General features: G+C 60.6%; 24 protein-coding genes. 18 read left to right on the top strand and 6 right to left on the bottom strand.

Annotated features, from left to right (window positions below; all coding sequences use genetic code 11):
- Nucleotide 1 precedes the first annotated feature (1 nt).
- From HCH49_RS17935 to acpT, 18 genes are all read left to right on the top strand, one after another.
- Complete coding sequence (locus HCH49_RS17935; RefSeq protein WP_221703142.1) at nucleotides 2-1,066, top strand: class I SAM-dependent methyltransferase; 1,065 nt, start codon at nucleotides 2-4, stop codon at nucleotides 1,064-1,066.
- A gap of 66 nt (nucleotides 1,067-1,132) precedes the next feature.
- Nucleotides 1,133-1,855 carry a beta-ketoacyl synthase chain length factor gene (locus tag HCH49_RS17930; RefSeq protein WP_069303387.1) on the top strand — a complete coding sequence of 241 codons (723 nt, stop codon included), beginning with the start codon at nucleotides 1,133-1,135 and terminating at the stop codon, nucleotides 1,853-1,855.
- Nucleotides 1,852-2,667 carry a 1-acyl-sn-glycerol-3-phosphate acyltransferase gene (locus tag HCH49_RS17925; RefSeq protein WP_221703140.1) on the top strand — a complete coding sequence of 272 codons (816 nt, stop codon included), beginning with the start codon at nucleotides 1,852-1,854 and terminating at the stop codon, nucleotides 2,665-2,667. Before HCH49_RS17930 ends, HCH49_RS17925 begins: the two co-directional genes overlap by 4 nt.
- Nucleotides 2,648-2,905: a phosphopantetheine-binding protein gene (locus HCH49_RS17920; RefSeq protein WP_008503081.1), complete on the top strand. Its 258-nt coding sequence runs from the start codon at nucleotides 2,648-2,650 to the stop codon at nucleotides 2,903-2,905. Before HCH49_RS17925 ends, HCH49_RS17920 begins: the two co-directional genes overlap by 20 nt.
- 10 nt (nucleotides 2,906-2,915) lie before the next feature.
- Complete coding sequence (locus HCH49_RS17915) at nucleotides 2,916-3,167, top strand: acyl carrier protein (protein ID WP_024908875.1); 252 nt, start codon at nucleotides 2,916-2,918, stop codon at nucleotides 3,165-3,167.
- A gap of 6 nt (nucleotides 3,168-3,173) precedes the next feature.
- Complete coding sequence (locus tag HCH49_RS17910; protein WP_221703139.1) at nucleotides 3,174-3,761, top strand: hypothetical protein; 588 nt, start codon at nucleotides 3,174-3,176, stop codon at nucleotides 3,759-3,761.
- Nucleotides 3,754-5,115 (top strand): AMP-binding protein, encoded by a 1,362-nt coding sequence (locus HCH49_RS17905; RefSeq protein ID WP_221703137.1) that lies wholly within the window; start codon nucleotides 3,754-3,756, stop codon nucleotides 5,113-5,115. Before HCH49_RS17910 ends, HCH49_RS17905 begins: the two co-directional genes overlap by 8 nt.
- The gene (locus tag HCH49_RS17900; RefSeq protein WP_069303391.1) at nucleotides 5,102-5,455 is read left to right on the top strand and encodes a hydroxymyristoyl-ACP dehydratase; all 354 of its coding nucleotides are present in this window, start codon (nucleotides 5,102-5,104) and stop codon (nucleotides 5,453-5,455) included. Before HCH49_RS17905 ends, HCH49_RS17900 begins: the two co-directional genes overlap by 14 nt.
- On the top strand, nucleotides 5,446-7,137 hold the full coding sequence (locus HCH49_RS17895; protein WP_221703135.1) for a glycosyltransferase: 1,692 nt from the start codon (nucleotides 5,446-5,448) through the stop codon (nucleotides 7,135-7,137). Before HCH49_RS17900 ends, HCH49_RS17895 begins: the two co-directional genes overlap by 10 nt.
- Nucleotides 7,138-7,140: 3 nt before the next feature.
- Nucleotides 7,141-7,563 carry a thioesterase family protein gene (locus HCH49_RS17890; RefSeq protein WP_023309526.1) on the top strand — a complete coding sequence of 141 codons (423 nt, stop codon included), beginning with the start codon at nucleotides 7,141-7,143 and terminating at the stop codon, nucleotides 7,561-7,563.
- The gene (locus tag HCH49_RS17885) at nucleotides 7,560-8,165 is read left to right on the top strand and encodes an outer membrane lipoprotein carrier protein LolA (RefSeq protein WP_094934873.1); all 606 of its coding nucleotides are present in this window, start codon (nucleotides 7,560-7,562) and stop codon (nucleotides 8,163-8,165) included. The genes HCH49_RS17890 and HCH49_RS17885 overlap by 4 nt, the downstream gene beginning before the upstream one ends.
- A complete protein-coding gene (locus HCH49_RS17880; protein WP_221703133.1) occupies nucleotides 8,134-10,458 on the top strand; it encodes an MMPL family transporter in 2,325 nt (774 codons plus the stop codon). Before HCH49_RS17885 ends, HCH49_RS17880 begins: the two co-directional genes overlap by 32 nt.
- Nucleotides 10,455-11,033 (top strand): DUF3261 domain-containing protein, encoded by a 579-nt coding sequence (locus HCH49_RS17875; RefSeq protein WP_221703132.1) that lies wholly within the window; start codon nucleotides 10,455-10,457, stop codon nucleotides 11,031-11,033. The genes HCH49_RS17880 and HCH49_RS17875 overlap by 4 nt, the downstream gene beginning before the upstream one ends.
- Before the next feature lies 1 nt (nucleotide 11,034).
- Nucleotides 11,035-12,204, top strand: coding sequence for a beta-ketoacyl-[acyl-carrier-protein] synthase family protein (locus HCH49_RS17870; protein WP_221703131.1), 1,170 nt, complete (start codon nucleotides 11,035-11,037; stop codon nucleotides 12,202-12,204).
- Nucleotides 12,201-12,674, top strand: a complete 474-nt coding sequence (locus HCH49_RS17865; RefSeq protein ID WP_033146847.1) for a 3-hydroxy-fatty acyl-ACP dehydratase — start codon at nucleotides 12,201-12,203, stop codon at nucleotides 12,672-12,674. The genes HCH49_RS17870 and HCH49_RS17865 overlap by 4 nt, the downstream gene beginning before the upstream one ends.
- Nucleotides 12,671-13,402: a 3-ketoacyl-ACP reductase FabG2 gene (locus HCH49_RS17860; RefSeq protein WP_032662188.1), complete on the top strand. Its 732-nt coding sequence runs from the start codon at nucleotides 12,671-12,673 to the stop codon at nucleotides 13,400-13,402. The genes HCH49_RS17865 and HCH49_RS17860 overlap by 4 nt, the downstream gene beginning before the upstream one ends.
- Nucleotides 13,399-14,628, top strand: a complete 1,230-nt coding sequence (locus HCH49_RS17855) for a beta-ketoacyl-ACP synthase (RefSeq protein WP_058842005.1) — start codon at nucleotides 13,399-13,401, stop codon at nucleotides 14,626-14,628. Before HCH49_RS17860 ends, HCH49_RS17855 begins: the two co-directional genes overlap by 4 nt.
- A 2-nt stretch (nucleotides 14,629-14,630) precedes the next feature.
- On the top strand, nucleotides 14,631-15,248 hold the full coding sequence (gene acpT / locus HCH49_RS17850; RefSeq protein ID WP_221703130.1) for a 4'-phosphopantetheinyl transferase AcpT: 618 nt from the start codon (nucleotides 14,631-14,633) through the stop codon (nucleotides 15,246-15,248).
- Here acpT and arnF read toward each other — a convergent pair.
- The 6 genes from arnF to arnC are packed head-to-tail and all read right to left on the bottom strand — an operon-like array spanning nucleotide 15,196 to nucleotide 21,430.
- The gene (arnF, locus tag HCH49_RS17845) at nucleotides 15,196-15,585 is read right to left on the bottom strand and encodes a 4-amino-4-deoxy-L-arabinose-phosphoundecaprenol flippase subunit ArnF (RefSeq protein ID WP_221703127.1); all 390 of its coding nucleotides are present in this window, start codon (nucleotides 15,583-15,585) and stop codon (nucleotides 15,196-15,198) included. The two genes, acpT and arnF, sit on opposite strands and share 53 nt — an antisense overlap.
- Entirely contained in the window at nucleotides 15,582-15,917 is a 336-nt protein-coding gene (arnE, locus tag HCH49_RS17840) for a 4-amino-4-deoxy-L-arabinose-phosphoundecaprenol flippase subunit ArnE (protein ID WP_039263049.1), read from the bottom strand. The genes arnF and arnE overlap by 4 nt, the downstream gene beginning before the upstream one ends.
- A complete protein-coding gene (arnT, locus tag HCH49_RS17835; RefSeq protein ID WP_221703124.1) occupies nucleotides 15,917-17,572 on the bottom strand; it encodes a lipid IV(A) 4-amino-4-deoxy-L-arabinosyltransferase in 1,656 nt (551 codons plus the stop codon). The genes arnE and arnT overlap by 1 nt, the downstream gene beginning before the upstream one ends.
- Nucleotides 17,569-18,471 carry a 4-deoxy-4-formamido-L-arabinose-phosphoundecaprenol deformylase gene (gene arnD / locus HCH49_RS17830; protein ID WP_023309538.1) on the bottom strand — a complete coding sequence of 301 codons (903 nt, stop codon included), beginning with the start codon at nucleotides 18,469-18,471 and terminating at the stop codon, nucleotides 17,569-17,571. The genes arnT and arnD overlap by 4 nt, the downstream gene beginning before the upstream one ends.
- On the bottom strand, nucleotides 18,468-20,450 hold the full coding sequence (arnA, locus tag HCH49_RS17825; RefSeq protein WP_221703123.1) for a bifunctional UDP-4-amino-4-deoxy-L-arabinose formyltransferase/UDP-glucuronic acid oxidase ArnA: 1,983 nt from the start codon (nucleotides 20,448-20,450) through the stop codon (nucleotides 18,468-18,470). Before arnA ends, arnD begins: the two co-directional genes overlap by 4 nt.
- A complete protein-coding gene (gene arnC / locus HCH49_RS17820; protein WP_047059886.1) occupies nucleotides 20,447-21,430 on the bottom strand; it encodes an undecaprenyl-phosphate 4-deoxy-4-formamido-L-arabinose transferase in 984 nt (327 codons plus the stop codon). Before arnC ends, arnA begins: the two co-directional genes overlap by 4 nt.
- Nucleotide 21,431: the final 1 nt, after the last annotated feature.

Below are 21,431 nucleotides of genomic sequence, written 5' to 3'. Positions count from 1 at the left end.
AATGTACGAAAAGGACACACTCAGCGCACTGGATGCCATTACCGAAGCGCAGCGCATCGCCTTTGCCCCGATGTTATTCCAGACTGCGCTTTGTCTGCGTAACTCAGGCGTTCTCGCCTGGCTCGATAAACAAGGTAAAAAAGGGGCAAGCCTCGAGGAAATAACCGAACACAGCACGCTCGGCAGCTATGGCGTCAGCGTACTGCTGGATATGGGATTAAGCGGTCGAATCGTTACCCAACAGAATGGACGTTATTTCCTGGCGAAAGTGGGCCATTTTTTACTGCACGACGAAATGACCCGCGTAAATATGGATTTCACCCAGGACGTTTGTTATCAGGGGCTATTTCACCTGGCGGACGCCCTGCAGGAGGAAAAACCTGCCGGATTAGCCGTGTTTGGCAACTGGCCAACCATTTACCCGGCGTTATCCCAATTACCTGCTCCGGCGAAAGAGAGCTGGTTCGCCTTCGATCATTACTATTCTGACGCCGCTTTTGACGCTGCGTTGCCATATATATTCGCAAGCTCGCCGACAAAATTGTACGATGTGGGCGGAAATACGGGTAAATGGTCGTTACGCTGCTGCCGCTATGACAAAAATGTTGCCGTGACGATCCTCGATCTGCCGCAGCAGATAGCGCTGGCGCAGGAAAACATCGCAAAAGCAGGTTTTTCTCATCGTATTGCATTCCATGCTGTCGATATGCTTAGCCCAGCAACATTGCCGGGTGACGCCGACGTCTGGTGGATGAGCCAGTTCCTGGATTGTTTCTCTCCGGATCAGATTGTCGCCATGCTGACGCGCGTCGCACAGGCCATGAAGCCAGGCGCATGTTTGTGCATCATGGAGCTTTTCTGGGATGCTCAGAAATTTGAAGCTGCCTCTTTCAGCCTGAATGCCACCTCGCTCTATTTCACCTGTATGGCGAATGGCAATAGCCGGTTTTACAGCGTAGAGAAGTTCTATCGCTACCTGGAGAGCGCAGGTTTCAGCGTTGAACAGCGGCTGGACAACCTTGGGGTCGGTCATACCCTGCTGATATGCACCAAACGTGAACAATAGAGCAGCTTAGCTGCCGGGTGGCCCAGTCTGCCCTTTGAATACGGTTTTTTTCGCGGACGCGCGTAGATGAAATTTTCACTGAACATTATCGACTGGCAGGCGAGAGCGCCAGGACTCAGCGATGCCACAGAGTGGCAGGCATGGTCGCGCCTGCAGCTGGCCGTTGACCCAGCGGCCCCGCTTCCCCGCCTGACCGCTTTACCCATGATGACCGCGCGCCGCCTCAATTCAGGCAGTAAGCTGGCGGTGGATATTGGTCTGGCCATGCTGCAAAACCACGCCATTGATGCCGTCGTCTATTCCAGCCGCCACGGCGAGCTGGAGCGCAACTACCGTATTCTGCATGCTCTGGCGACCGGGCAGTCCGTTTCACCCACCGACTTCGCGATGTCCGTGCACAATTCCGCGGTGGGCAATCTCACGATCACCGCACGCCAGGCCATCGTCTCGTCATCCATTTCTGCCGGGCTGGACACCTTCCAGCAGGCCCTATGTGAAGTGCTGAGCCTGCTGCATGCGGGCTATTCCCGCGTCCTGCTGGTCGATTTTGACGGCGCGCTGCCGGAATTTTACCATCCGGCGCTACCGCCGCAGATGCCCACCTGGCCCTACGCGCTGGCGCTGGTGATTGAATCCGGCAACGGATTGCAGTGTGAAACCCGCAGTGGCAGCACGGGTGAAGAACCCGCCCTGCCGCAAAGCCTGATGTTCCTGCAGCGCTATCTCAGCGAGGAACGTCAGTTTGCGGTGCCTGGCGAACGTTTGCTGTGGCAATGGACGCGCGCATGAACCGCCTGGCTGCCCGTATCAACTGGTTATGGCGTCTGGTGATGACCGGCTTCTGCTTCGCGCTGTTTGGCGTGGGCGGGCTGCTGCTGTCGCTGGTCTGGTTCAACCTGCTGCTGATCGTCCAGCGCGACCGCGCCAGCCGTCGCCGCCTGGCGCGTCGCAGCATTGCGGCCAGCTTCCGCTTCTTCCTGACCGTTGCGCGCGGCCTCGGCGTACTGGACTATCGCATTCACAATCTTGACGCGCTGCGCAGCGATCGGGGTTGTCTGGTGGTGGCTAACCACCCCACGTTAATTGACTACGTGATTCTGGCGTCGGTGATGCCCGAAACCGACTGCCTGGTGAAAAGCGCGCTGCTGCGCAACCCCTTTGTCAGCGGCGTTATCCGCGCGGCGGATTATCTGATTAACAGCAAAGCCGAGCCCCTGCTCGCGGCCAGCCAGCAGCGTCTGGCTCAGGGCGACACGCTGTTAATCTTCCCGGAAGGCACGCGTACCCGGTTTGGCGAGGCTATCTCCCTCCAGCGCGGCGCGGCAAATATCGCCGTGCGCTGTAACAGCGATCTGCGGGTGGTGCTGATCCACTGTAGTGAACACCTGCTGGATAAAAAAAGTCACTGGTATGATGTACCGCCAGAAAAACCTGTTTTCACCGTGGATGTCCGCGACCGCGTGAACATCGACGAATTTTACGATGCAAATGAACAAGAACCGGCGCTGGCGGCAAGGCAGTTAAACCGGCATCTGCAGCATCGATTAACATCAGGCCTTCAATCTTTGTCAGGAATTAATGATGCAAGCGCTTTATCTTGAAATTAAGAATCTCATTATCACCACGCTGAATCTGGACGAGCTTACCGCAGAGGATATTGATACCGATGCCGCGCTGTTTGGCGATGGGCTGGGTCTGGACTCCATTGACGCGCTGGAACTGGGTCTGGCGGTAAAAAACCAGTATGGCGTGGTGCTTTCTGCCGAAAGCGAAGAGATGCGCCAGCACTTCTTTTCCGTCGCCACGCTGGCGTCCTTTATCAACGCTCAACGCGCCTGAGATGTGAACGATGACTGAACAAGAAACCATTTATCAGGAAGTCTGCGGCCTTCTGACCAAGCTCTTTGAAATCGACCCGCAGGACATTACGCCCGAAGCCCGTCTTTACGAAGACCTGGAGCTGGACAGCATTGATGCGGTGGACATGATTGTTCATCTGCAGAAGAAAACGGGCAAGAAAATCAAGCCGGAAACCTTCAAGTCGGTTCGTACCGTTCAGGATGTGGTAGACGCCGTCGAACAGCTTCTGCGCGAAGAGTAAGACGTCGTGCGTGGTGGACGGACGTTCCCGGTCATCCCACTGCTGACGGGGCTGATGCTGCTGGCGTGGCCCTTCCTGATTGGATTTGGGCTAACGCACAACAGCCTGCAGTGGCTGTTGCCGGTGATGCCGCTGGTATTGCTGCTGCGGCTGCGCCAGGCGCGACGGAACGCTGGCCCGATGCGGTATGTGGTGCAGTGCGTGGCGCTCGCGGGCATCGCGCTCTGCGCGGCCAGCTACCTGCTGAAAACCCACCAGTGGCTGCTGTTCTACCCGGTGGTCGTCAACCTTGTGATGCTGGCCGTGTTCGGCGGTTCGCTGTGGACCGCGATGCCGCTGGTCGAACGGCTGGCGCGCTTGCGCGAGCCGAATTTGCCCCCGGAGGGCGTGCGCTATACCCGCAAGGTGACCCTCGTCTGGTGCGGCTTTTTCATCGGAAACGGCGCGATGGCGCTGTTCACCGTGCTCCACGGCGACATGCATCTGTGGACGCTGTGGAACGGTATGGTGGCCTACATCCTGATGGGAACGCTGATGGCGACCGAGTGGCTGGTGCGCCAGCGGGTGATAAAAAAAGAGATGCACAATGACTAACCCCCTTCCGCTGGGCCAGTGGCTAAACGCGCCCCGTCCTGACGACATGCCCGTTGCCTGGCTTGACGATCGTACCTGGACGCTTGGCCAGCTGCGCCACGACGTGACCTTGCTGGTCGACACTCTGCATCAGCAGGAAGGCGAGCGCTGGGCGCTGTGCTTTGAAAACAGCTACCTGTTTGTCGTTGCGCTGCTGGCCTCGCTGCATGCCGGTAAAACGCCGGTCATTCCCGGCCATAGCCGCGTCTCGCAGCTTGAAGAACAGCAGGCGTTGTTTAGCGGCATCCTGAGCGATCGCTCTCTCGATTTCCATGGCAAGCTGATTGTGGTGGCCTCCAGCCATCAGACCGCTCGCCGCTGGGCGCCCCTGCCGGCCATTGACGAAAGCCGCTTCGTTGAACTGTTCACCTCCGGCTCAACGGGTACCCCGCGCCGGGTGATTAAGCACATCGTCAGCCTGGATCGTGAAGCCCGTCTGCTGGCTGACCGCTTCGGCGAGCGGCTGACCGGCTGTAGCGTTGTCGCCTCGGTCGTACCGCAACATCTGTACGGCCTGACCTTCCGCATCGTATTGCCGATGGCGCTGGGCCTGCCGCTGCATGCCGCAATGCTCTACTACGCCGAGCAGCTGGCCGCCCTTCCTCATGACCGGCATTACCTGTTCATCAGCAGCCCGGCGTTCCTGAAGCGCCTGGATACGGAACTGCCCGCGCCGCCCGTCAGGATGCTGATTTCAGCAGGCGGAATGCTGCCGTGGTGTGACGTCACCACCACCGCTGGCTGGCTTAACATCTGCCCGGATGAAATTTATGGCAGCACCGAAACCGGCATCCTCGCCTGGCGCCATCGCCAGCAGGATAACGTCCCGTGGCTGGCCTTCCCCGGCGTTATCTTCCATCAGGAAGATGACGCCTGTCGCGTCACGTCGCCACTGATCCACGAGGCTGAAGGACTCCAGCTGGACGATATCCTGCACTTCGACAGCGAGGGGCTGTTCAGCATCGCCGGTCGTCGCGGGCGGGTGGTCAAAATTGAAGAAAAGCGCATCTCGCTTAACGAGATCGAACGTCGCCTGCTGGAGCTCGACGGCATTTGCGAAGCGGCTGCGCTGCCGGTCACGCGCGGAGGCCGTCAGGGGATTGGCGCACTGCTGGTCCTGGACGAAGCGGTTCGCCAGCGCGGCTATATGCAGGATAAAAAAGCGCAGGAGTTCGCCTGGCGTCGCGCCCTGCTGCCGTGGCTTGAGCCGGTCGCCGTTCCGCGCTACTGGCGCATTGTCGATGAAATGCCGGTAAACAGTATGAACAAGCGTGTCTATGCGCAGCTAGAGGAGTTATTTCATGAAAATTCATGAACTTGAGCGCCGCCAGACACAGCCGGAGAAGCTGGAAATCATTTTGCATCTCGACGCGGCGCTGTTCTGGTTTCAGGGCCATTTTGCCGTACAGCCTCTGCTGCCCGGCGTTGCGCAGCTTGACTGGGTGATGCACTACGCCACGACGTTACTGGCGCCGGGCTACCGCTTTCACAGCATTCAAAACGTGAAGTTCCAGGCGCCTCTGCTGCCGGAAACCACGGTGACGCTGGTGCTTGAGTGGCATGCCGAACGTCAGATGCTGACCTTCAGCTACCAGCGTCACGCCGGGGCGGAGCGCCATACCGCCAGCAGCGGGAAAATTCGGCTATGTCAGTAACCTTCCGCCCCTGCGTGCTGATCCCGTGCTACAACCACGGCGCCATGATCGCCCGCGTGCTGTCGCGTCTCGCACCGTTCGGCCTGCCGTGCCTGGTGGTGGATGACGGCAGCGAAGCGAGCACCCGTCAGGAGCTCGAGCGCCTGGCGGCAGAGCAGCCGCAGATGACGCTGATCCGCCTGGCGCAAAACGCCGGGAAAGGTGCCGCGGTCATCAGGGGGCTGGAGGAGTGCGCGCGCGCGGGCTATACCCATGCCGTGCAGGTGGACGCGGACGGTCAACACGCCATCGAAGATATCCCCAAACTGCTGGCGCTGGCGGAGCGCCACCCGGACGCGCTGATCTCCGGCCAGCCCATTTATGATGATTCCATTCCGCGCTCGCGGCTCTACGGGCGCTGGGTAACCCACGTCTGGGTGTGGATTGAGACCTTATCCCTGCAGCTTAAAGACAGCATGTGCGGCTTTCGAGTCTACCCGGTCTCGCCCACGCTGCGCCTGGCGGCGCGCGAAACGCTCGGCAAACGGATGGACTTTGACACCGAAGTGATGGTCCGTCTCTACTGGCAGGGCAACGCCAGCGTCTTTCTGCCCACCCGCGTCACCTACCCGCAGGACGGGTTGTCCCACTTCGACGCGTTAAAAGATAACGTGCGGATCTCCCTGATGCATACCCGGCTGTTCTTCGGCATGCTGCCCCGCATGCCCGGCCTGCTTTTCCGTCGACGCCGCCAGCACTGGGCGCAGCAGGACGAGGTCAAAGGCCTGTGGGGCATGCGCCTGATGCTGCGCGTCTGGAAGCTGATGGGGCGGCGGGCCTTTACCGTGCTGCTGTGGCCGGTAATCGGCGTGTACTGGCTTATCGCACGTCCGGCGCGGCTGGCCTCGCGGCAGTGGATTGGGAGAGTGAAGCAAGAACTGCGTCAGCGGAACATGCCCGTTCCCCCGCGGCTCAACAGCTTTTTCCATTTCATGCGCTTCGGCAACGCGATGCTGGATAAAGTCGCCAGCTGGCGCGGTGAGCTGCAGTTTGATCGCGACGTGGTCTTTGCCCCCGGCGCGAGCGAAACGCTTAATATCGCGGCACCGCAGGGCAAGCTGCTGCTGGCCTCGCATCTTGGCGACGTAGAGGCCTGCCGGGCGCTGGCCCAGCTGGACGGCAGCAAAACTATCACCGCCCTGGTCTTCAGCGAGAACGCCCGGCGTTTTAAGCAAATCATGAGCGAAATGGCGCCCCAGGCGGGCGTGAATTTGATGTCGGTTACCGACATCGGCCCGGACACCGCGATTGCCATCAAAGAGAAGCTTGAGCGGGGAGAATGGGTCGCGATTGTGGGCGACCGCATCGCGGTGAATCCGCAGCGTGGCGGCGAGTGGCGGGTGATCTGGAGCCCGTTCATGGGCCAGCCAGCGCCATTCCCACAGGGGCCGTTTATCCTGGCCTCCATCCTGCGCTGCCCGGTGGTGCTGATTTTTGCCCTGCGCCAGCAGGGTAAGCTCGTCCTGCACAGCGAACCGTTTGCCGACCCGCTGCGCCTGCCGCGCGGCGAACGCCAGCAGGCGCTGCAGGAGACCGTCGATCGCTACGCGCAGCGGCTGGAGCATTACGCCCTCCTGTCGCCGCTCGACTGGTTTAATTTTTTCGATTTCTGGCATCTGCCAGAGTCCAGAGAGAAGGAGTAAAGGGTGCTGACCGATCCCCGCTTTACGACTGAAGTTGAGATCACCGTTCCGTTCCACGACGTCGATATGATGGGCGTGGTCTGGCACGGTAACTATTTCCGCTACTTTGAGATCGCCCGCGAGGCGCTGCTCAATCAGTTTGACTATGGCTATCGCCAGATGAAGGCCTCCGGCTACGTCTGGCCCGTCGTCGATACCCGGGTGAAATACCGCGATGCGGTGACCTTTGAGCAGCGTATTCGCGTCCGCGCGCACGTTGAAGAGTATGAAAACCGCCTGCGCATTGCCTATCAAATTTTCGATGCGCAGACCGGCAAACGCACCACGACCGGCTACACCATCCAGGTAGCGGTGGAAGAAGCCACCCGCGAAATGTGCTTTGTGAGCCCGGCAATACTGTTTGAACGAATGGGAGTGACGCCATGAAATGGTGGCCTTTGCTGGCGCTTCTCGTCAGCCCGCTGGTCAGCGCCGTGACGCTGGATGAACTGCAGCAGCGCTTCACCGGGCAGCCCGTCGTGCGCGCGCACTTCGAGCAGGTTCGCACCATAAAAGATATGCCGCAGCCGCTGCGCTCGCAGGGCGAGATGCTGATCGCCCGCGACAGCGGCCTGCTGTGGGATCAAAAAGCGCCGTTTCCGATGACGCTCCTGCTGGACGACAAGCGGATGGTTCAGGCCATTAACGGCCAGCCGCCGCAGACCGTCACCGCCGACAATAATCCGCAGATGTTCCAGTTCAACCATCTTCTGCGGGCCCTGTTCCAGGCCGACCGCAGGGTGCTTGAAGAGAACTTCCGCATCGATTTTAAAGACCTGGGCGCGGGCCGCTGGTCGCTGGTGCTTACGCCAAAAACGACGCCGCTGGACAAGATTTTCGCCACCCTCGATCTGGGCGGCGCGACCTATCTGGAGACGATTCGCCTCAACGATAAACAGGGCGACCGTACCGATATCGCCCTTTCACGCCACCAACTGACGCCCGCCAGCCTGACCGATGACGAACGCCAACGCTTTGCCGCACCGTAAATCCCTGCGCCCGGCGCTGCTGTGGGCCACGCTATGCCTGATTCTGCTGGGCGTGCTGCTGTCGCTGCTGCCCGGCGCGCGTCTGAACAGCAGCGTGCTGGCCATGCTGCCGAAGCAGACGCTGGGGGCGATCCCGCCGGCGCTCAACGACGGGTTTATGCAGCGTCTCGACCGCCAGCTGGTCTGGCTGGTCAGCCCCGGCAAAGAGCCCGATCCGCGCGTGGCGCAGCAGTGGCTGGCGTTGCTGCAAAGCAGCGATTCGCTCAGCGAGGTCAAAGGCCCGATGGACGCCGCCGGGCAAAAGGCCTGGGGAGAGTTCTTCTGGCAGCACCGAAATGGCCTGATCGATCCCGCCACCCGCGCCCGCCTGCAAAACGGCGGAGAAGCGCAGGCGCAGTGGATTTTATCTCAGCTCTATTCGGCCTTCTCCGGCGTCAGCGGCAAAGAGCTGCAAAACGATCCCCTGATGCTGATGCGCGGCTCGCAGCTCGCTCTGGCGCAAAATGGCCAGAAGCTGCGGCTGATGGACGGCTGGCTGGTCACACAGGATGAGGCGGGAAACTACTGGTATCTGCTGCACGGCGAGCTGGCGGGCTCGTCATTTGATATGCAGCAGACCCACCGGCTGGTGACGACGCTTAACGCGCTGCAGGAGAGGCTAAAAGCGCGTTACCCCCAGGCGCAGCTGCTTTCGCGCGGGACCGTGTTCTACAGCGATTACGCCAGCCAGCAGGCCAAACGCGACGTCTCGACGCTGGGCATCGCCACCCTGCTTGGCGTGTTCCTGCTCATCGTGGCGGTGTTCCGCTCCCTGCGCCCGCTGCTGCTGAGCGTGCTCTCCATTGCCATCGGCGCGCTGGCGGGTACGGTGGTGACGCTGCTGCTCTTTGGCGAACTGCACCTGATGACGCTGGTGATGAGCATGAGCATCATCGGAATTTCAGCCGACTACACGCTCTACTACCTGACCGAACGGATGGTGCACGGCGCGGAATATTCCCCCTGGCAAAGCCTGGCCAAAGTACGCAATGCGCTGCTGCTGGCGCTGCTGACGACCGTTGCCGCCTACCTGATTATGATGCTGGCCCCCTTCCCCGGGATCCGCCAGATGGCGGTGTTCGCCGCCGTGGGGCTGAGCGCCTCCTGCCTGACGGTGATTTTCTGGCATCCGTGGCTGTGCCGGGGTTTACCGGTGCGCCCGGTTCCGCTGATGGTTATCATGCTGCGCTGGCTGGCCGCGTGGCGACGCAATAAAAGACTGTCCGTTGGTTTGCCCGTCGCGCTGGCGCTGCTCTCCGCCGTGGGGATGAGCACCCTGAGGGTGGACGACGACATCGCCCAGCTGCAGGCGCTCCCGAAAGATATTCTGGCCCAGGAGAAGGCCATTACCGCCCTGACCGGACAGAGCGTCGATCAAAAATGGTTTGTGGTGCATGGCGCCTCGCCTCAGCAAACGCTGGAGCGGCTGGAAGCCTTTACCCCGGCGCTGGCACAGGCGCAGAAAGCCGGAGAGATCGCCCGCTGGCGTACGCTGCCGCTGAACTCGCTGGCCCGCCAGAAAAGCGATCTGAAGCTGCTGCGCGAGGCTGCCCCTGCGGTAACTAACGTGCTGAAAAGCGCCGGGCTCAACGCCGTATCCCCGAATCTCGACGCCATGCCGGTCAGCGTGGACGCGTGGCTTAAAAGCCCGGCCAGCGAAGGCTGGCGTCTGCTCTGGCTGACCCTGCCCAACGGGGAAAGCGGCGTGCTCGTGCCGGTGGACGGCGCGAAAAATAGCGCTCACCTCGGTGAACTGGCCGCGCGCCATGACGGCGTCGTCTGGGTCGATCGCAAAGCCAGCTTTGACAGCCTGTTTGCCCTCTACCGCACGCTGCTGACGGGGCTACTGTTTGCCGCGCTGGCAGTGATTGCCTGCGGGGCGATGCTGCGCCTCGGCTGGCGTAAAGGGCTGATAAGCCTGGTGCCGTCCGTGCTGTCGCTGAGCTGCGGCCTGGCGGTGCTGGCCGCAACGGGCCACCCGGTGAATCTGTTCTCACTGCTGGCGCTGGTACTGGTGCTCGGCATTGGCATTAACTACACGCTGTTTTTCAGCAACCCGCGCGGTACGCCGCTGACCTCGATGCTGGCGATTACGCTGGCCATGATGACCACGCTGCTGACGCTGGGCATGCTCGTCTTCAGCGCCACCCAGGCCATCAGCAGCTTTGGCATCGTGCTGGTGAGCGGTATTTTTACCGCCTTCCTGCTGGCTCCGCTGGCGATGCCGGATAAGAAAGAGAGAAAACGTAAATGAACGCTTTTTATCGCGCCGTTGTGCTGGCCGCGGCGCTGCTGCTGGCAGGCTGCAGCCATTCGACCGATACCAAAGAGACGCGGCCTCAGGCCTGGCTCCAGCCGGGAACTAAAGTTATGCTGCCGCCGCCCGGCATTAGCCCGGCGGTGAGCTCCCAGCAGCTGCTGACCGGCAGCTTTAACGGACAAACGCAGTCCCTGCTGGTGATGCTCAACGCGGATGCGCATAAGGTCACACTGGCCGGGCTCTCTTCCGTGGGCATTCGTCTGTTCCTGGCAACGTACGATGAGACAGGTATTCATACCGAGCAGTCGATCGTCGTGCCGCAGCTGCCGCCCGCCAGCCAGGTGCTGGCCGACGTGATGCTCAGCCACTGGCCGATTAGCGTCTGGCAGCCGCAGTTGCCGAAGGGCTGGACGTTAACGGACAATGGCGATCGGCGCGAGCTGCGTAACGCCAGCGGCAAGCTGGTGACGGAGATTGTCTACCTGCAGCGCAAAGGCAAGCGCGAGCCGATCAGCATCGAGCAACACGTCTTTAAATACCACATCACCATTCAATATCTGGGTGACTGAGATGATTTATATATCCGCTGTTGGCATGGTCAACGCGCTGGGCAACTCGCCTGACGAGATTGCCGCGAACCTGACGGCAGGCGTGGCGCCGGGGATGCACGCCCGGACCGGCTGGTTGCAGGGTTTACCCGAAGCCGTTCTGGGCGGCGTGGAAGGCGAGCTTCCGCACATCCCGGACGCCTTCGCCGCACACCGTACCCGCAATAACCAGCTGCTGCTGGCCGCGCTGTCGCAGATTCAGCCCGCCGTTGACGAGGCCATCGCCCGCGTCGGTCGCGACCGCGTAGCCGTGGTGCTGGGAACCAGCACCTCCGGGCTGGACGAAGGCGATGAGCACGTTAGGCGCATGACCGACGGCGAGAGCAGTACGCGCTGGCAGTATCCGCAGCAGGAGCTTGGCGATCCGTCCCGCTTCCTCGCCAACTGGCTTCAGCTCGAAGGCCCGGCCTATACGATCTCCACGGCCTGCTCTTCCAGCGCGCGGGCGATGATCGGCGGTAAACGTCTGATTGAAGCCGGGCTGGTGGACATCGCCATTGTCGGCGGAGCCGATACCCTGAGCCGGATGCCCGTCAACGGCTTTAACAGCCTTGAATCTTTCTCCCCTACGCTCTGCGAGCCGTTTGGTCGCGACCGCCGGGGGATCACCATTGGTGAAGCCGCCGCGCTGATGGTATTGAGCCGGGAGTCCGCGGACGTGGCGCTGCTCGGAACGGGCGAATCCAGCGATGCGTACCATATTTCCGCTCCGCATCCGCAGGGTGAAGGGGCGATAAGGGCTATCGCGCAGGCGCTTAACGAAGCGGGCATGCAGCCGCAGGATATCGGCTACATCAACCTGCACGGCACGGCCACGCCGCTCAACGATCAGATTGAATCGCAGGTGGTTCACGATCTCTTCGGGGAAAGCGTGCCGTGCAGCTCAACCAAACACCTTACCGGCCATACGCTGGGCGCCGCCGGTATTACCGAAGCGGCCCTGAGCTGGCTGATTCTGACGCGCGATCTGCCGTTGCCGCCGCAGGACTTCGCCCGCTACGCGCCGGACGACACGCTAGCGCCGTGCGGCCTGCTGCACCAGCGAGCCGCTCTGAAAAAACCGGTCATTTTGTCTAACTCGTTCGCGTTTGGCGGCAATAACGCCAGCATCCTGCTGGGGAGAGCCTCATGAGCTACTTATCACCCGAAGCCTATTTGCCGCACGAGGCGCCAATGATGCTGCTGGGATCCGTTGAGAACGTTACGGACGACACGGCGGTCTGCCGCGTTGCGGTCAACGGGCAAAGCGTGCTGGCGCCGTTTCTCAATGCCGATGGCGACCTGCCGGGCTGGTACGCGCTCGAGCTGATGGCGCAGACCGTCGGCGTCTGGTCAGGCTGGCATCGCCAGCAGCAGGGGCAGGAACATATCGCGCTGGGCATGGTGCTCGGCGCGCGCGAGCTGGTCTGCGCCAGCGGGCGTTTCGCCGCAGGCCTGACGCTGGACATCACCGTTAAGCTGCTGATGCAGGACGAACGCTTCGGCAGCTTTGAATGCGCGATTTCCGCTAATGAAGAGACGCTGGCCACGGGCCGGGTCAACACCTTCCAGCCGAGCGCAGAAGAATTAACATCGCTTTTTAATCAGGGATCTAACGCATGAGTCGTTCCGTACTGGTCACCGGGGCCAGCAAAGGCATAGGGCGCGCCATCGCTCGTCAGCTTGCCGCCGACGGGTTTACCGTAGGCGTGCATTACCATCGTGATGCCGCAGGCGCGCAGGAGACGCTGGACGCCATCACGCAGGCGGGTGGCAACGGTCGTTTACTCGCCTTTGATGTGGGCAACCGCGAACAGTGCCGCGAGGTGCTGGAGCAGGAGATTGAAGCCCATGGCGCATGGTATGGCGTGGTCAGCAATGCCGGAATTACGCGCGACGGCGCCTTTCCGGCGCTGAGCGAAGACGACTGGGACAGCGTGATCCACACCAATCTCGACAGTTTTTATAACGTCATTCACCCCTGCATTATGCCGATGATTGGCACCCGTAAAGGCGGGCGCATTATCACCTTATCGTCCGTGTCCGGCGTGATGGGCAACCGCGGACAGGTGAACTACAGCGCGGCCAAAGCGGGCATTATCGGCGCCACCAAAGCGCTGGCGATTGAGCTGGCAAAACGCAAAATCACCGTCAACTGCATTGCCCCCGGGCTGATTGATACCGGCATGATTGAGATGGAAGAGGCCGCGCTGAAGGAAGCCATGTCCATCATCCCAATGAAACGGATGGGCCAGGCTGAAGAGGTCGCCGGGCTGGCAAGCTATCTGATGTCGGATATTGCGGGCTACGTTACCCGCCAGGTCATTTCCATTAACGGAGGCATGCTATGACGCGTCGCGTGGTGATTACGGGCATGGGCGGCGTGACCGCCTTTGGCGAAAGCTGGCAATCCGTTTCCAGCAGGCTGCTGGCGTATGAAAACGCGGTGCGTAAAATGCCGGAATGGCAGGTGTACGATGGCCTGCATACCCTGCTGGGCGCGCCGATCGATGATTTCACGCTGCCGGAACACTATACCCGCAAGCGTATTCGTGCCATGGGCCGCGTGTCGCTGATGTCGACCCGCGCCACCGAGCTGGCGCTGGAGCAGGCGGGGCTGATTGGCGAAGCGGTGCTCACCAACGGTCAAACCGGTATCGCCTACGGTTCTTCGACTGGCAGCACCGGCCCGGTCAGTGAATTCGCGACCATGCTCACCGAAAAGCACACCAATAACATCACCGGGACAACCTACGTCCAGATGATGCCGCACACTACGGCGGTGAATACCGGCCTGTTCTTTGGGTTACGCGGCCGCGTGATCCCGACGTCGAGCGCCTGTACCTCCGGCAGCCAGGCGATTGGCTACGCCTGGGAGGCGATTCGCCACGGGTATCAGACCGTGATGGTCGCGGGGGGCGCGGAAGAATTGTGTCCGTCTGAAGCGGCGGTGTTTGACACGCTGTTTGCCACCAGCCAGCGTAACGACGAACCCAAAACCACTCCTTCTCCGTTCGATACGCAGCGCGATGGTCTGGTCATTGGGGAAGGCGCAGGCACCCTGATTCTGGAAGAGCTGGAGCACGCCAGAGCGCGCGGGGCGACAATCTACGGAGAGATCGTGGGCTTTGCCACCAACTGTGACGCGGCCCATATCACCCAGCCTCAGCGTGACACCATGCAGATTTGCATGGAGCAGTCGCTGGCCATGGCGGGATTAAGCGCCCGGGATATGGGGTATATCTCCGCGCACGGTACCGCCACCGATCGCGGCGATATCGCCGAAAGTCAGGCCACTGCCGCCATCTACGGTGACAGCGTGCCGGTTTCCTCGCTGAAGAGCTATTTTGGCCATACGCTGGGTGCCTGCGGCGCGCTGGAAGCGTGGATGAGCCTGCAGATGATGCGTGAAGGCTGGTTTGCCCCGACGCTCAATTTAACGCAGCCGGATGAGCAATGCGGTGCTTTAGATTATATTATGGGAGAAGCCCGCCAGATTGACTGCGAGTATCTGCAGAGCAATAACTTCGCGTTTGGCGGCATCAACACCTCGATTATCATTAAACGCTGGGCGTAACTATGTACCAGTTTGTACTGGGAAAAATCTCCACCCTTTGCGCGGACCCGCTGGCGTCAGCGCTCGCAGACAGGGCGCCTCAGGGTGCCCGACAGGCCTCCTGGCTGGCCGGGAGAACGCTGCTCGCCAGAACGTTATCCCCTCGCCCGCTCCCCGACATCATTTACGGCGAGCATGGGAAACCGGCCTTTGCGAAGGGTCATCCGCTGTGGTTCAACCTGAGCCACAGCGGTGACGATATCGCCCTGCTGATGAGCGATGAAGGTGAAGTCGGCTGCGATATCGAAGTGATTCGCCCGAGGAAGAACTGGCAGGCGCTGGCTAATGCGGTATTCAGCATGACCGAGCATGACGAGCTGGAGCGTGAAGCGCCCGAGGAACGGCTTTCCGCCTTCTGGCGTATCTGGACGCGGAAAGAAGCGATTGTGAAACAGCGTGGCGGCAGTGCCTGGCAGATTGTCAGCATCGACAGCACGGCGCAGACGCACGCGGTCAGCCAGCTACAGGTCGGCTCGCTGAGCCTTGCCGTCTGCACATCGACCCCTTATACCCTGACCCACGAGTCGATTATTCACCTCGGGACGTTCGGGGCAGAAAAATCACTAACACACCCAGAATAATAAACCCGACGCCCACCAGCCCGTGCCAGGAGAAGCGTTCTCCCCAGCCGGGCAGCAGGATCGCCGCGCCCCACACCAGAATATAGCTGAGGCTCAGCAGGGCATAGGCTTTGCTGAGCGCCATGCGATGCAGCGCCAGATACCAGCAGCCCATCGAGGCCACGTACCCCGTCAACCCCAGCAGCAGCGCGCCCGTGCCGGACGAGAAGTGCCACAGCGCGGAAACAAACGCCAGGATCTCACTGACCGGTGGCAATGCCTGCATGGCATTGCGCAGCAACAGCTGCGCCGCGCTGACTAACAGCACGCTGCATAAGGCCCAGAACGCTCCTTTCACAGGCTCCCTCCCAGGATAACAATCCCAATGATGATGAACCCTACCCCCAGCCAGTGATGCGCAGCAACGTGCTCACGCCAGAACGCCTTCGCCGCCAGCGTCACCCAGACAAAATTGAGGCTCAGCATAGGATACGCGATGCCGACAGGCAGGCGTTGCAGCACCACCAGCCAGACCAGCATCCCGCTGCCCAGCGCCAGCAGTGCCAGGCCAAGCCACAGCGCGATATGCGCCCCGCGCCGCCCGGCTTTCGCCGGACGGGTGGCCTGTTTCTGGCACAGCTGCCCCGCGCAGCTGAGCAGGCTTGCCAGTATCAGCCAGATCCAGGTCATCACTTCGGCAGGTACTCCAGCAAGGCCAGACGCCCCTGGATATAGAGATTGTCCGGCTGCGGTAAATTCGCCCGTGAAATATCGTCGCGTTTTGACAGCAGCATCACCAGCGACACGCGCCCCTGCTGACGATGCGCTGCCAGCCACTGCGCGAAGTCGTCCTCACTGACAAAACGATCTTTCACATCGGGATAATCCAGCCCGTAGCGCAGTTCGCCGCTCTGACCAAACAGCGTGATGTCATTGCGCTTCAGCTCCCACGCCAGGCCCGCGGCCACGCCCACGTTATTGGCCAGCACGAATCGGCTTTCCTGAAGCGGCTCGCGCACGGTATCGACCAGCGACTGCGGCTGTTTGGAATCCACCACCAGATTAGGAATGGCAAAACCAATCAGCAGCGCCAGCCCTGCGGGGCACAGTGCCGCCAGCCACCAGCGCTGCTGGCTCTGTCTGAAGGTAAACCAGCCTACCGCGGCCCAGATGAGGAACGCCACCACCGCACAGAAGACTTTATACAGTTCGACCGACGTCCAGACCGGATGCTTAGACAGTCCCCACGGCGAGACCACCAGCGCCGCCACCACGCCGATAACGCCAAACGCCAGGTTAATCCCGCCGTTAATGCGTAACGCTCTGGCACCTTTTTCCGCCGCGAGGCAGGCATAGCGCGCCATCAGGATCGCCAGCGGGGCAAAGCAGGGCAGGATGTAGGTCGGCAGCTTGCCTTTGGCGATGCTGAAGAACAGCAGCGGCATCACCACCCAACCCAGCAGATAGAACCCGCCACCCGCGTTTTGTCGGTCATTCCAGCCGAGACGAATCGCACCGGGCAAAAGCGCAAGCCACGGCAGGCTGCCCGCGATCAGGAACGGTATGTAGTACCAGAACGGGGCTTTGTGCTGCGCGTCGCTCTGGGCAAAACGCTGAATATGCTCAACCCAGAAGAAATAACGCCAGAAGTCAGGCTCACGCTGCGCAATAGCCAGCCCCCACGGCAGAACAATCAGCACACAGCTCAGGATCGCGAGCCAGCCAAAAATCAGCACCTCTTTCCAGCGCTTCTGGGCGATTACCCACGGCAGCACGCCAATCACCGGTACCGCCAGCGCCAGGAAGCCTTTGGTCATCACCCCCATCCCGCAGGCCAGCCCAAGCAGCACATAGCCGCCCGCTTTTCCGGCAACGGTTTGGGCCTGTGAGGCCAGCCAGAAGCTGCACATCGCCGCCACCAGCCACAGGGTGATGATAGGATCCAGCACCGCATACGTGCCGATGCCATACACCAGGAACAGGGTCAGGAAGATAAGACCGGAGAAAATGGCGGTCCGCTTATCTCGCCAGAGACGCCATGCCATCCAGATGACCAGCAGCGCCGCTAACCCGGTGGAGAATATAGAACCGGCGCGCACGGCGAGGTTGGTGTGCCCGAACAGCAACTGCCCGATGCTGTTGATCCAGTAGCCAGCAATCGGTTTTTCAAAGTAACGCAGCCCCAGAAAATGCGGGACTACCCAGTCTCCGGATGCCAGCATTTCGCGGCTGATTTCCGCATAGCGCGTTTCATCAGGCTGCCAGAGCAGACGAATATCGACCGGAATGAGGTAGTAAACGATAAACAGTGCGAGAAGCGCTAAGCCATAACGGGCTGTTTTCATGGGACCGGACTCACGGTTTGTTGATAGCCAAGCCAGCCTTCCCGGCCAGCCATTTCATTACGGACGACTTTGCCCACGGGCAGGGTGCTGAGGTCGTCCGGCAGCAGCTCGCTCAACGGACAAAATTCAATGCCCTCCTGAGCGGCCATCGTCAGCAGTTCGTCGAAATCATGCTGATACGCAATCCCTTCCACTTCGGCATGGATGGTATACACCGGCGTGCCGGCGTCACGATGGATGCGGTCCAGAATGTAGCGATTGAACTCATCCGCCTTCACCTCGCGCCCGACCACTTCATCCCAGGTGGGAAGCGTAACCGGAATTTGCACCGTTCCGTAGCGATTTTCGCCTAACAGCGGCAAAAAGGGCCCGGTTCCGCGACAGTCGCTGTTGTAGCGAAACGCAAAGGCTTCTTTGGCCTTCACGACGCGCTGATCCGCACGCCATCCCGCCACGGCGGAGCAACGCACGGGCTGACCGGTAATGGCCTCCAGCTCCAGCATCCCACGCTCGACCTCACGGGACAGGCGCGGGATATCCCAGACGCCCGCCCAGGCTTGCCAGGCATGGTGGTCCCAGGCGTGCAGACCCACCTCATGATGCTGCGCCGCCTCACGGATAACGGCTTCATTACCCGCGCCGATACGTCTGCCGGGCCAGGCGGTGCCAGCCAGCAAAATATCCCAGCCGTAGAGGGATGCTGCGCGCGAGCGCAGCATTTTGAACAGAAATGCCGGTTTAATCAGACGCCATAAATGGCGTCCCATGTTGTCAGGCCCCACGCTGAAGAAAATGCTGGAACGCACATCGTGTTTGTTCAGCAGTTCCAGCAGTTTGGGTACGCCGTCACGCGTTCCCCTGAAGGTGTCGACATCAATGCGTAAACCGACTTTTTTCATGAGGCCTGTTCCGACAGCTCCACGGTGCGCAGGAAGAAATCGAGCGTTTCGTCAATGGTCTGCTCCATCTTCACCGTCGGCGTCCAGTTCAGGCAGCGCTTCGCGTTGCGAATGCTTGGCTTACGGTGCTCAACGTCCTGATACCCTTTGCCGTAGTAGCTGCTGCTTTCCACTTCGCGGAAGCCGGCAAACGGCGGGAACTTGTCGCGCAGCGGATGGCGCTCAAAGCTGGCCAGCAGCATCTCTGCCAGCTCGCGAATGCTCGCTTCGTTGTCCGGGTTACCGATGTTGATGATTTCACCGTTGCAGCGGTTATCTTTGTTTTCGATGATGCGGAACAGCGCTTCGATACCGTCGCTGATGTCCGTAAAGCAGCGTTTCTGTTTCCCGCCTTCGATAAGCTTAATTGGCGAGCCTTCCACCAGGTTCAGGATCAGCTGGGTGATCGCACGGGAGCTGCCGATACGCGCCGCGTTGAGGTTATCCAGACGCGGGCCCATCCAGTTGAACGGACGGAACAGGGTAAAGCGCAGACCTTCTTTCTCGCCGTAGGCCCAAATCACGCGGTCCAGCAGCTGTTTGGAGACGGAGTAAATCCAGCGCTGTTTGTTGATCGGCCCGACCACCAGGTTGGAGGTGTCTTCATCGAAGTTCTTATCGGTACACATGCCGTACACTTCAGACGTGGACGGGAAGATGATGCGCTTGTCGTATTTCACGCAGTCGCGGATGATCTTCAGGTTCTCTTCGAAGTCCAGCTCGAACACGCGAAGCGGGTTACGGGTGTACTCGATTGGCGTGGCAATGGCGACCAGCGGCAGCACCACGTCGCATTTTTTAATGTGGTATTCAATCCACTCGGAATGGATGCTGATATCCCCTTCCACGAAGTGGAAACGCGGGTTGTCGAGGAAACGGCTGATGGCGTCAGAGCCGATATCCAGACCGTAAATCTCGTAGTTATCGTCCTTGAGCAGACGTTCCGTCAGGTGGTTACCGATAAAGCCGTTCACGCCGAGGATCAGCACGCGGGTACGGCGCTTGATGGCAACCACCGGCGCGCTGGTGATCAGCGCCCCGGCCACCAGACCCAGAGACTGTGCCAGCTGCGTGCCCTGCACGTACAGGCCGTTGTCGGTTTGTCCGGTGACGATCTCCAGCGCCTGCTCGCCGCAGCTCACGATCAGCGGAGAGACAGAGACGACGGTGCCCGGTTTGGCAGCCGGAATATCGTCACGCACGCGGGATTTCCAGACGATAAATTTGCTTACGCCCGCAAAGCTGTACGCGCCCGGCCACGGGTCGGTCACGGCACGCACCAGGTTGTGCAGCTGGCGGGCAGGCTTGTTCCAGTCCAGACGACCATCTTCCGGCGCGCGGCGGCCAAAGCAGCTTGCCTTGCTCTCATCCTGCGCGGTCTCGCTGAAGGTGCCATTGAGGATGCCTGGAAGTGCATCACGCAGCAGCGTCTGTGCCGTTGCATTCAGCTTTTGATGCAGCTGCAGCGCAGTTTCGTCCGCATCAATAGCGACCTTCTGCTGTGCCACGATAGCGCCCGCGTCAGCACGGCGCACCATGCGGTGCAGCGTCACGCCCGTTTCCGTTTCACCGTTCACCAGCACCCAGTTCAGCGGCGCGCGGCCGCGGTAGGCGGGCAGCAGAGAACCATGAAGATTAAAGGCGCCTTTTGCGGCCAGACCTAAGATCTCGTCAGAGAGCAGGTTGCGATAGTAGAACGAGAAGATTACGTCAGGCGCGAGCGCGCGGATGCGATCCACCCACAGCGGGTGGTTGACGTCGTCCGGTGCATAAACCGGGATCCCACGCTCGGCGGCGATACGCGCCACGGAGCCAAAAAAGTTATTCTCTCCGGTCGTGTCCGGATGGGTAAAGATTGCCGCAATGTCATAGCCCGCTTCCAGCAGGGCCAGCGTGCCCGTGCACCCCATATCGTGATAGGCAAATACAACAGATTTCATGGGTGAATTTCCTCTTGAGATGCTTTGTGTTCCTGACGGACAACACGTTGAATAAAGTAGCGCGGACGCGCGCGAACATCGTTATAAATACGGCCAATGTATTCACCGAGAAGGCCCATCCCGACAAACTGGGCGCCGATGAACATAAACAGCACGGCAAAGAGCATGAAGACCCCTTCCGCCGCCCACTGCGGGCCAAAGACCAGGCGCAGCACCACCAGCAGAACGGACAGCGCAAAACCGGCCACGGCGATGATGCTGCCGAACACGCTCAGCAGACGCAGCGGCGTGGTGGTCAGGCAGGTGATGAGGTCATACATCAGGTTGATGAGACGCATAAAGCTGTACTTCGACTCCCCGTGCTCGCGCTCGGCGTGCAGAACCGGAATCTCCGTTGCCTTGCGGGCAAAGGTGTTGGCGAGGATCGGAATAAAGGTGCTGCGCTCATGGCAGTGCAGCATCGCGTCGACGATATGGCGGCGGTAGGCGCGCAGCATGCAGCCGTAATCGCCCATCGCTTTACCGGTCGTGCGCTGGATAAGGCGGTTGATGGTGCGTGAGGCCAGCTTGCGGAACAGACTGTCCTGACGGTTCTGACGTACCGTGCCGACCACGTCATAGCCTTCATCGGCTTTGGCGACCAGACGCGGGATCTCTTCCGGCGGGTTTTGCAGGTCAGCGTCCAGGGTGATGACCAGATCGCCCGTAACGTGGCTAAACCCCGCCATAATCGCCGAATGCTGGCCGTAGTTACGGTTGAGCAGCACGGCAACAATATGGCTGCCTTCGGCCTGCGCGGCCTCGGTCAGCATCAGCGCGGAATTATCGCTACTGCCATCATCTACCAGCAGAATTTCATAAGCCTTGCCCATCGTGTCGCAGGCGGCGGTTGTACGACGGATCAGTTCGGGCAGGCTCTCCTGCTCGTTATAAACCGGGATTACCACGGAAACTTTTTGTACAGTCGGTGCACTGAACATA

It is taken from the genome of Enterobacter sp. Y17 (assembly GCF_019730495.1).
Taxonomy (GTDB): domain Bacteria; phylum Pseudomonadota; class Gammaproteobacteria; order Enterobacterales; family Enterobacteriaceae; genus Enterobacter; species Enterobacter asburiae_B.
Note: the sequence above shows the minus strand (reverse complement) of the source record. Positions and strands in the feature narration are given on the sequence as shown.

Excerpts from the sequence above, each read along its gene's own strand:
- HCH49_RS17935 (WP_221703142.1), top strand. The coding sequence starts at position 2 with ATGTACGAAAAGGACACACTCAGCGCACTGGATGCCATTACCGAAGCG.
- HCH49_RS17930 (WP_069303387.1), top strand. The coding sequence starts at position 1,133 with ATGAAATTTTCACTGAACATTATCGACTGGCAGGCGAGAGCGCCAGGA.
- HCH49_RS17925 (WP_221703140.1), top strand. The coding sequence starts at position 1,852 with ATGAACCGCCTGGCTGCCCGTATCAACTGGTTATGGCGTCTGGTGATG.
- HCH49_RS17920 (WP_008503081.1), top strand. The coding sequence starts at position 2,648 with ATGCAAGCGCTTTATCTTGAAATTAAGAATCTCATTATCACCACGCTG.
- HCH49_RS17915 (WP_024908875.1), top strand. The coding sequence starts at position 2,916 with ATGACTGAACAAGAAACCATTTATCAGGAAGTCTGCGGCCTTCTGACC.
- HCH49_RS17905 (WP_221703137.1), top strand. The coding sequence starts at position 3,754 with ATGACTAACCCCCTTCCGCTGGGCCAGTGGCTAAACGCGCCCCGTCCT.
- HCH49_RS17900 (WP_069303391.1), top strand. The coding sequence starts at position 5,102 with ATGAAAATTCATGAACTTGAGCGCCGCCAGACACAGCCGGAGAAGCTG.
- HCH49_RS17895 (WP_221703135.1), top strand. The coding sequence starts at position 5,446 with ATGTCAGTAACCTTCCGCCCCTGCGTGCTGATCCCGTGCTACAACCAC.
- HCH49_RS17885 (WP_094934873.1), top strand. The coding sequence starts at position 7,560 with ATGAAATGGTGGCCTTTGCTGGCGCTTCTCGTCAGCCCGCTGGTCAGC.
- HCH49_RS17880 (WP_221703133.1), top strand. The coding sequence starts at position 8,134 with ATGACGAACGCCAACGCTTTGCCGCACCGTAAATCCCTGCGCCCGGCG.
- HCH49_RS17875 (WP_221703132.1), top strand. The coding sequence starts at position 10,455 with ATGAACGCTTTTTATCGCGCCGTTGTGCTGGCCGCGGCGCTGCTGCTG.
- HCH49_RS17870 (WP_221703131.1), top strand. The coding sequence starts at position 11,035 with ATGATTTATATATCCGCTGTTGGCATGGTCAACGCGCTGGGCAACTCG.
- HCH49_RS17865 (WP_033146847.1), top strand. The coding sequence starts at position 12,201 with ATGAGCTACTTATCACCCGAAGCCTATTTGCCGCACGAGGCGCCAATG.
- HCH49_RS17860 (WP_032662188.1), top strand. The coding sequence starts at position 12,671 with ATGAGTCGTTCCGTACTGGTCACCGGGGCCAGCAAAGGCATAGGGCGC.
- HCH49_RS17855 (WP_058842005.1), top strand. The coding sequence starts at position 13,399 with ATGACGCGTCGCGTGGTGATTACGGGCATGGGCGGCGTGACCGCCTTT.
- acpT (WP_221703130.1), top strand. The coding sequence starts at position 14,631 with ATGTACCAGTTTGTACTGGGAAAAATCTCCACCCTTTGCGCGGACCCG.
- arnE (WP_039263049.1), bottom strand. The coding sequence starts at position 15,917 with ATGACCTGGATCTGGCTGATACTGGCAAGCCTGCTCAGCTGCGCGGGG.
- arnT (WP_221703124.1), bottom strand. The coding sequence starts at position 17,572 with ATGAAAACAGCCCGTTATGGCTTAGCGCTTCTCGCACTGTTTATCGTT.
- arnD (WP_023309538.1), bottom strand. The coding sequence starts at position 18,471 with ATGAAAAAAGTCGGTTTACGCATTGATGTCGACACCTTCAGGGGAACG.
- arnA (WP_221703123.1), bottom strand. The coding sequence starts at position 20,450 with ATGAAATCTGTTGTATTTGCCTATCACGATATGGGGTGCACGGGCACG.
- arnC (WP_047059886.1), bottom strand. The coding sequence starts at position 21,430 with ATGTTCAGTGCACCGACTGTACAAAAAGTTTCCGTGGTAATCCCGGTT.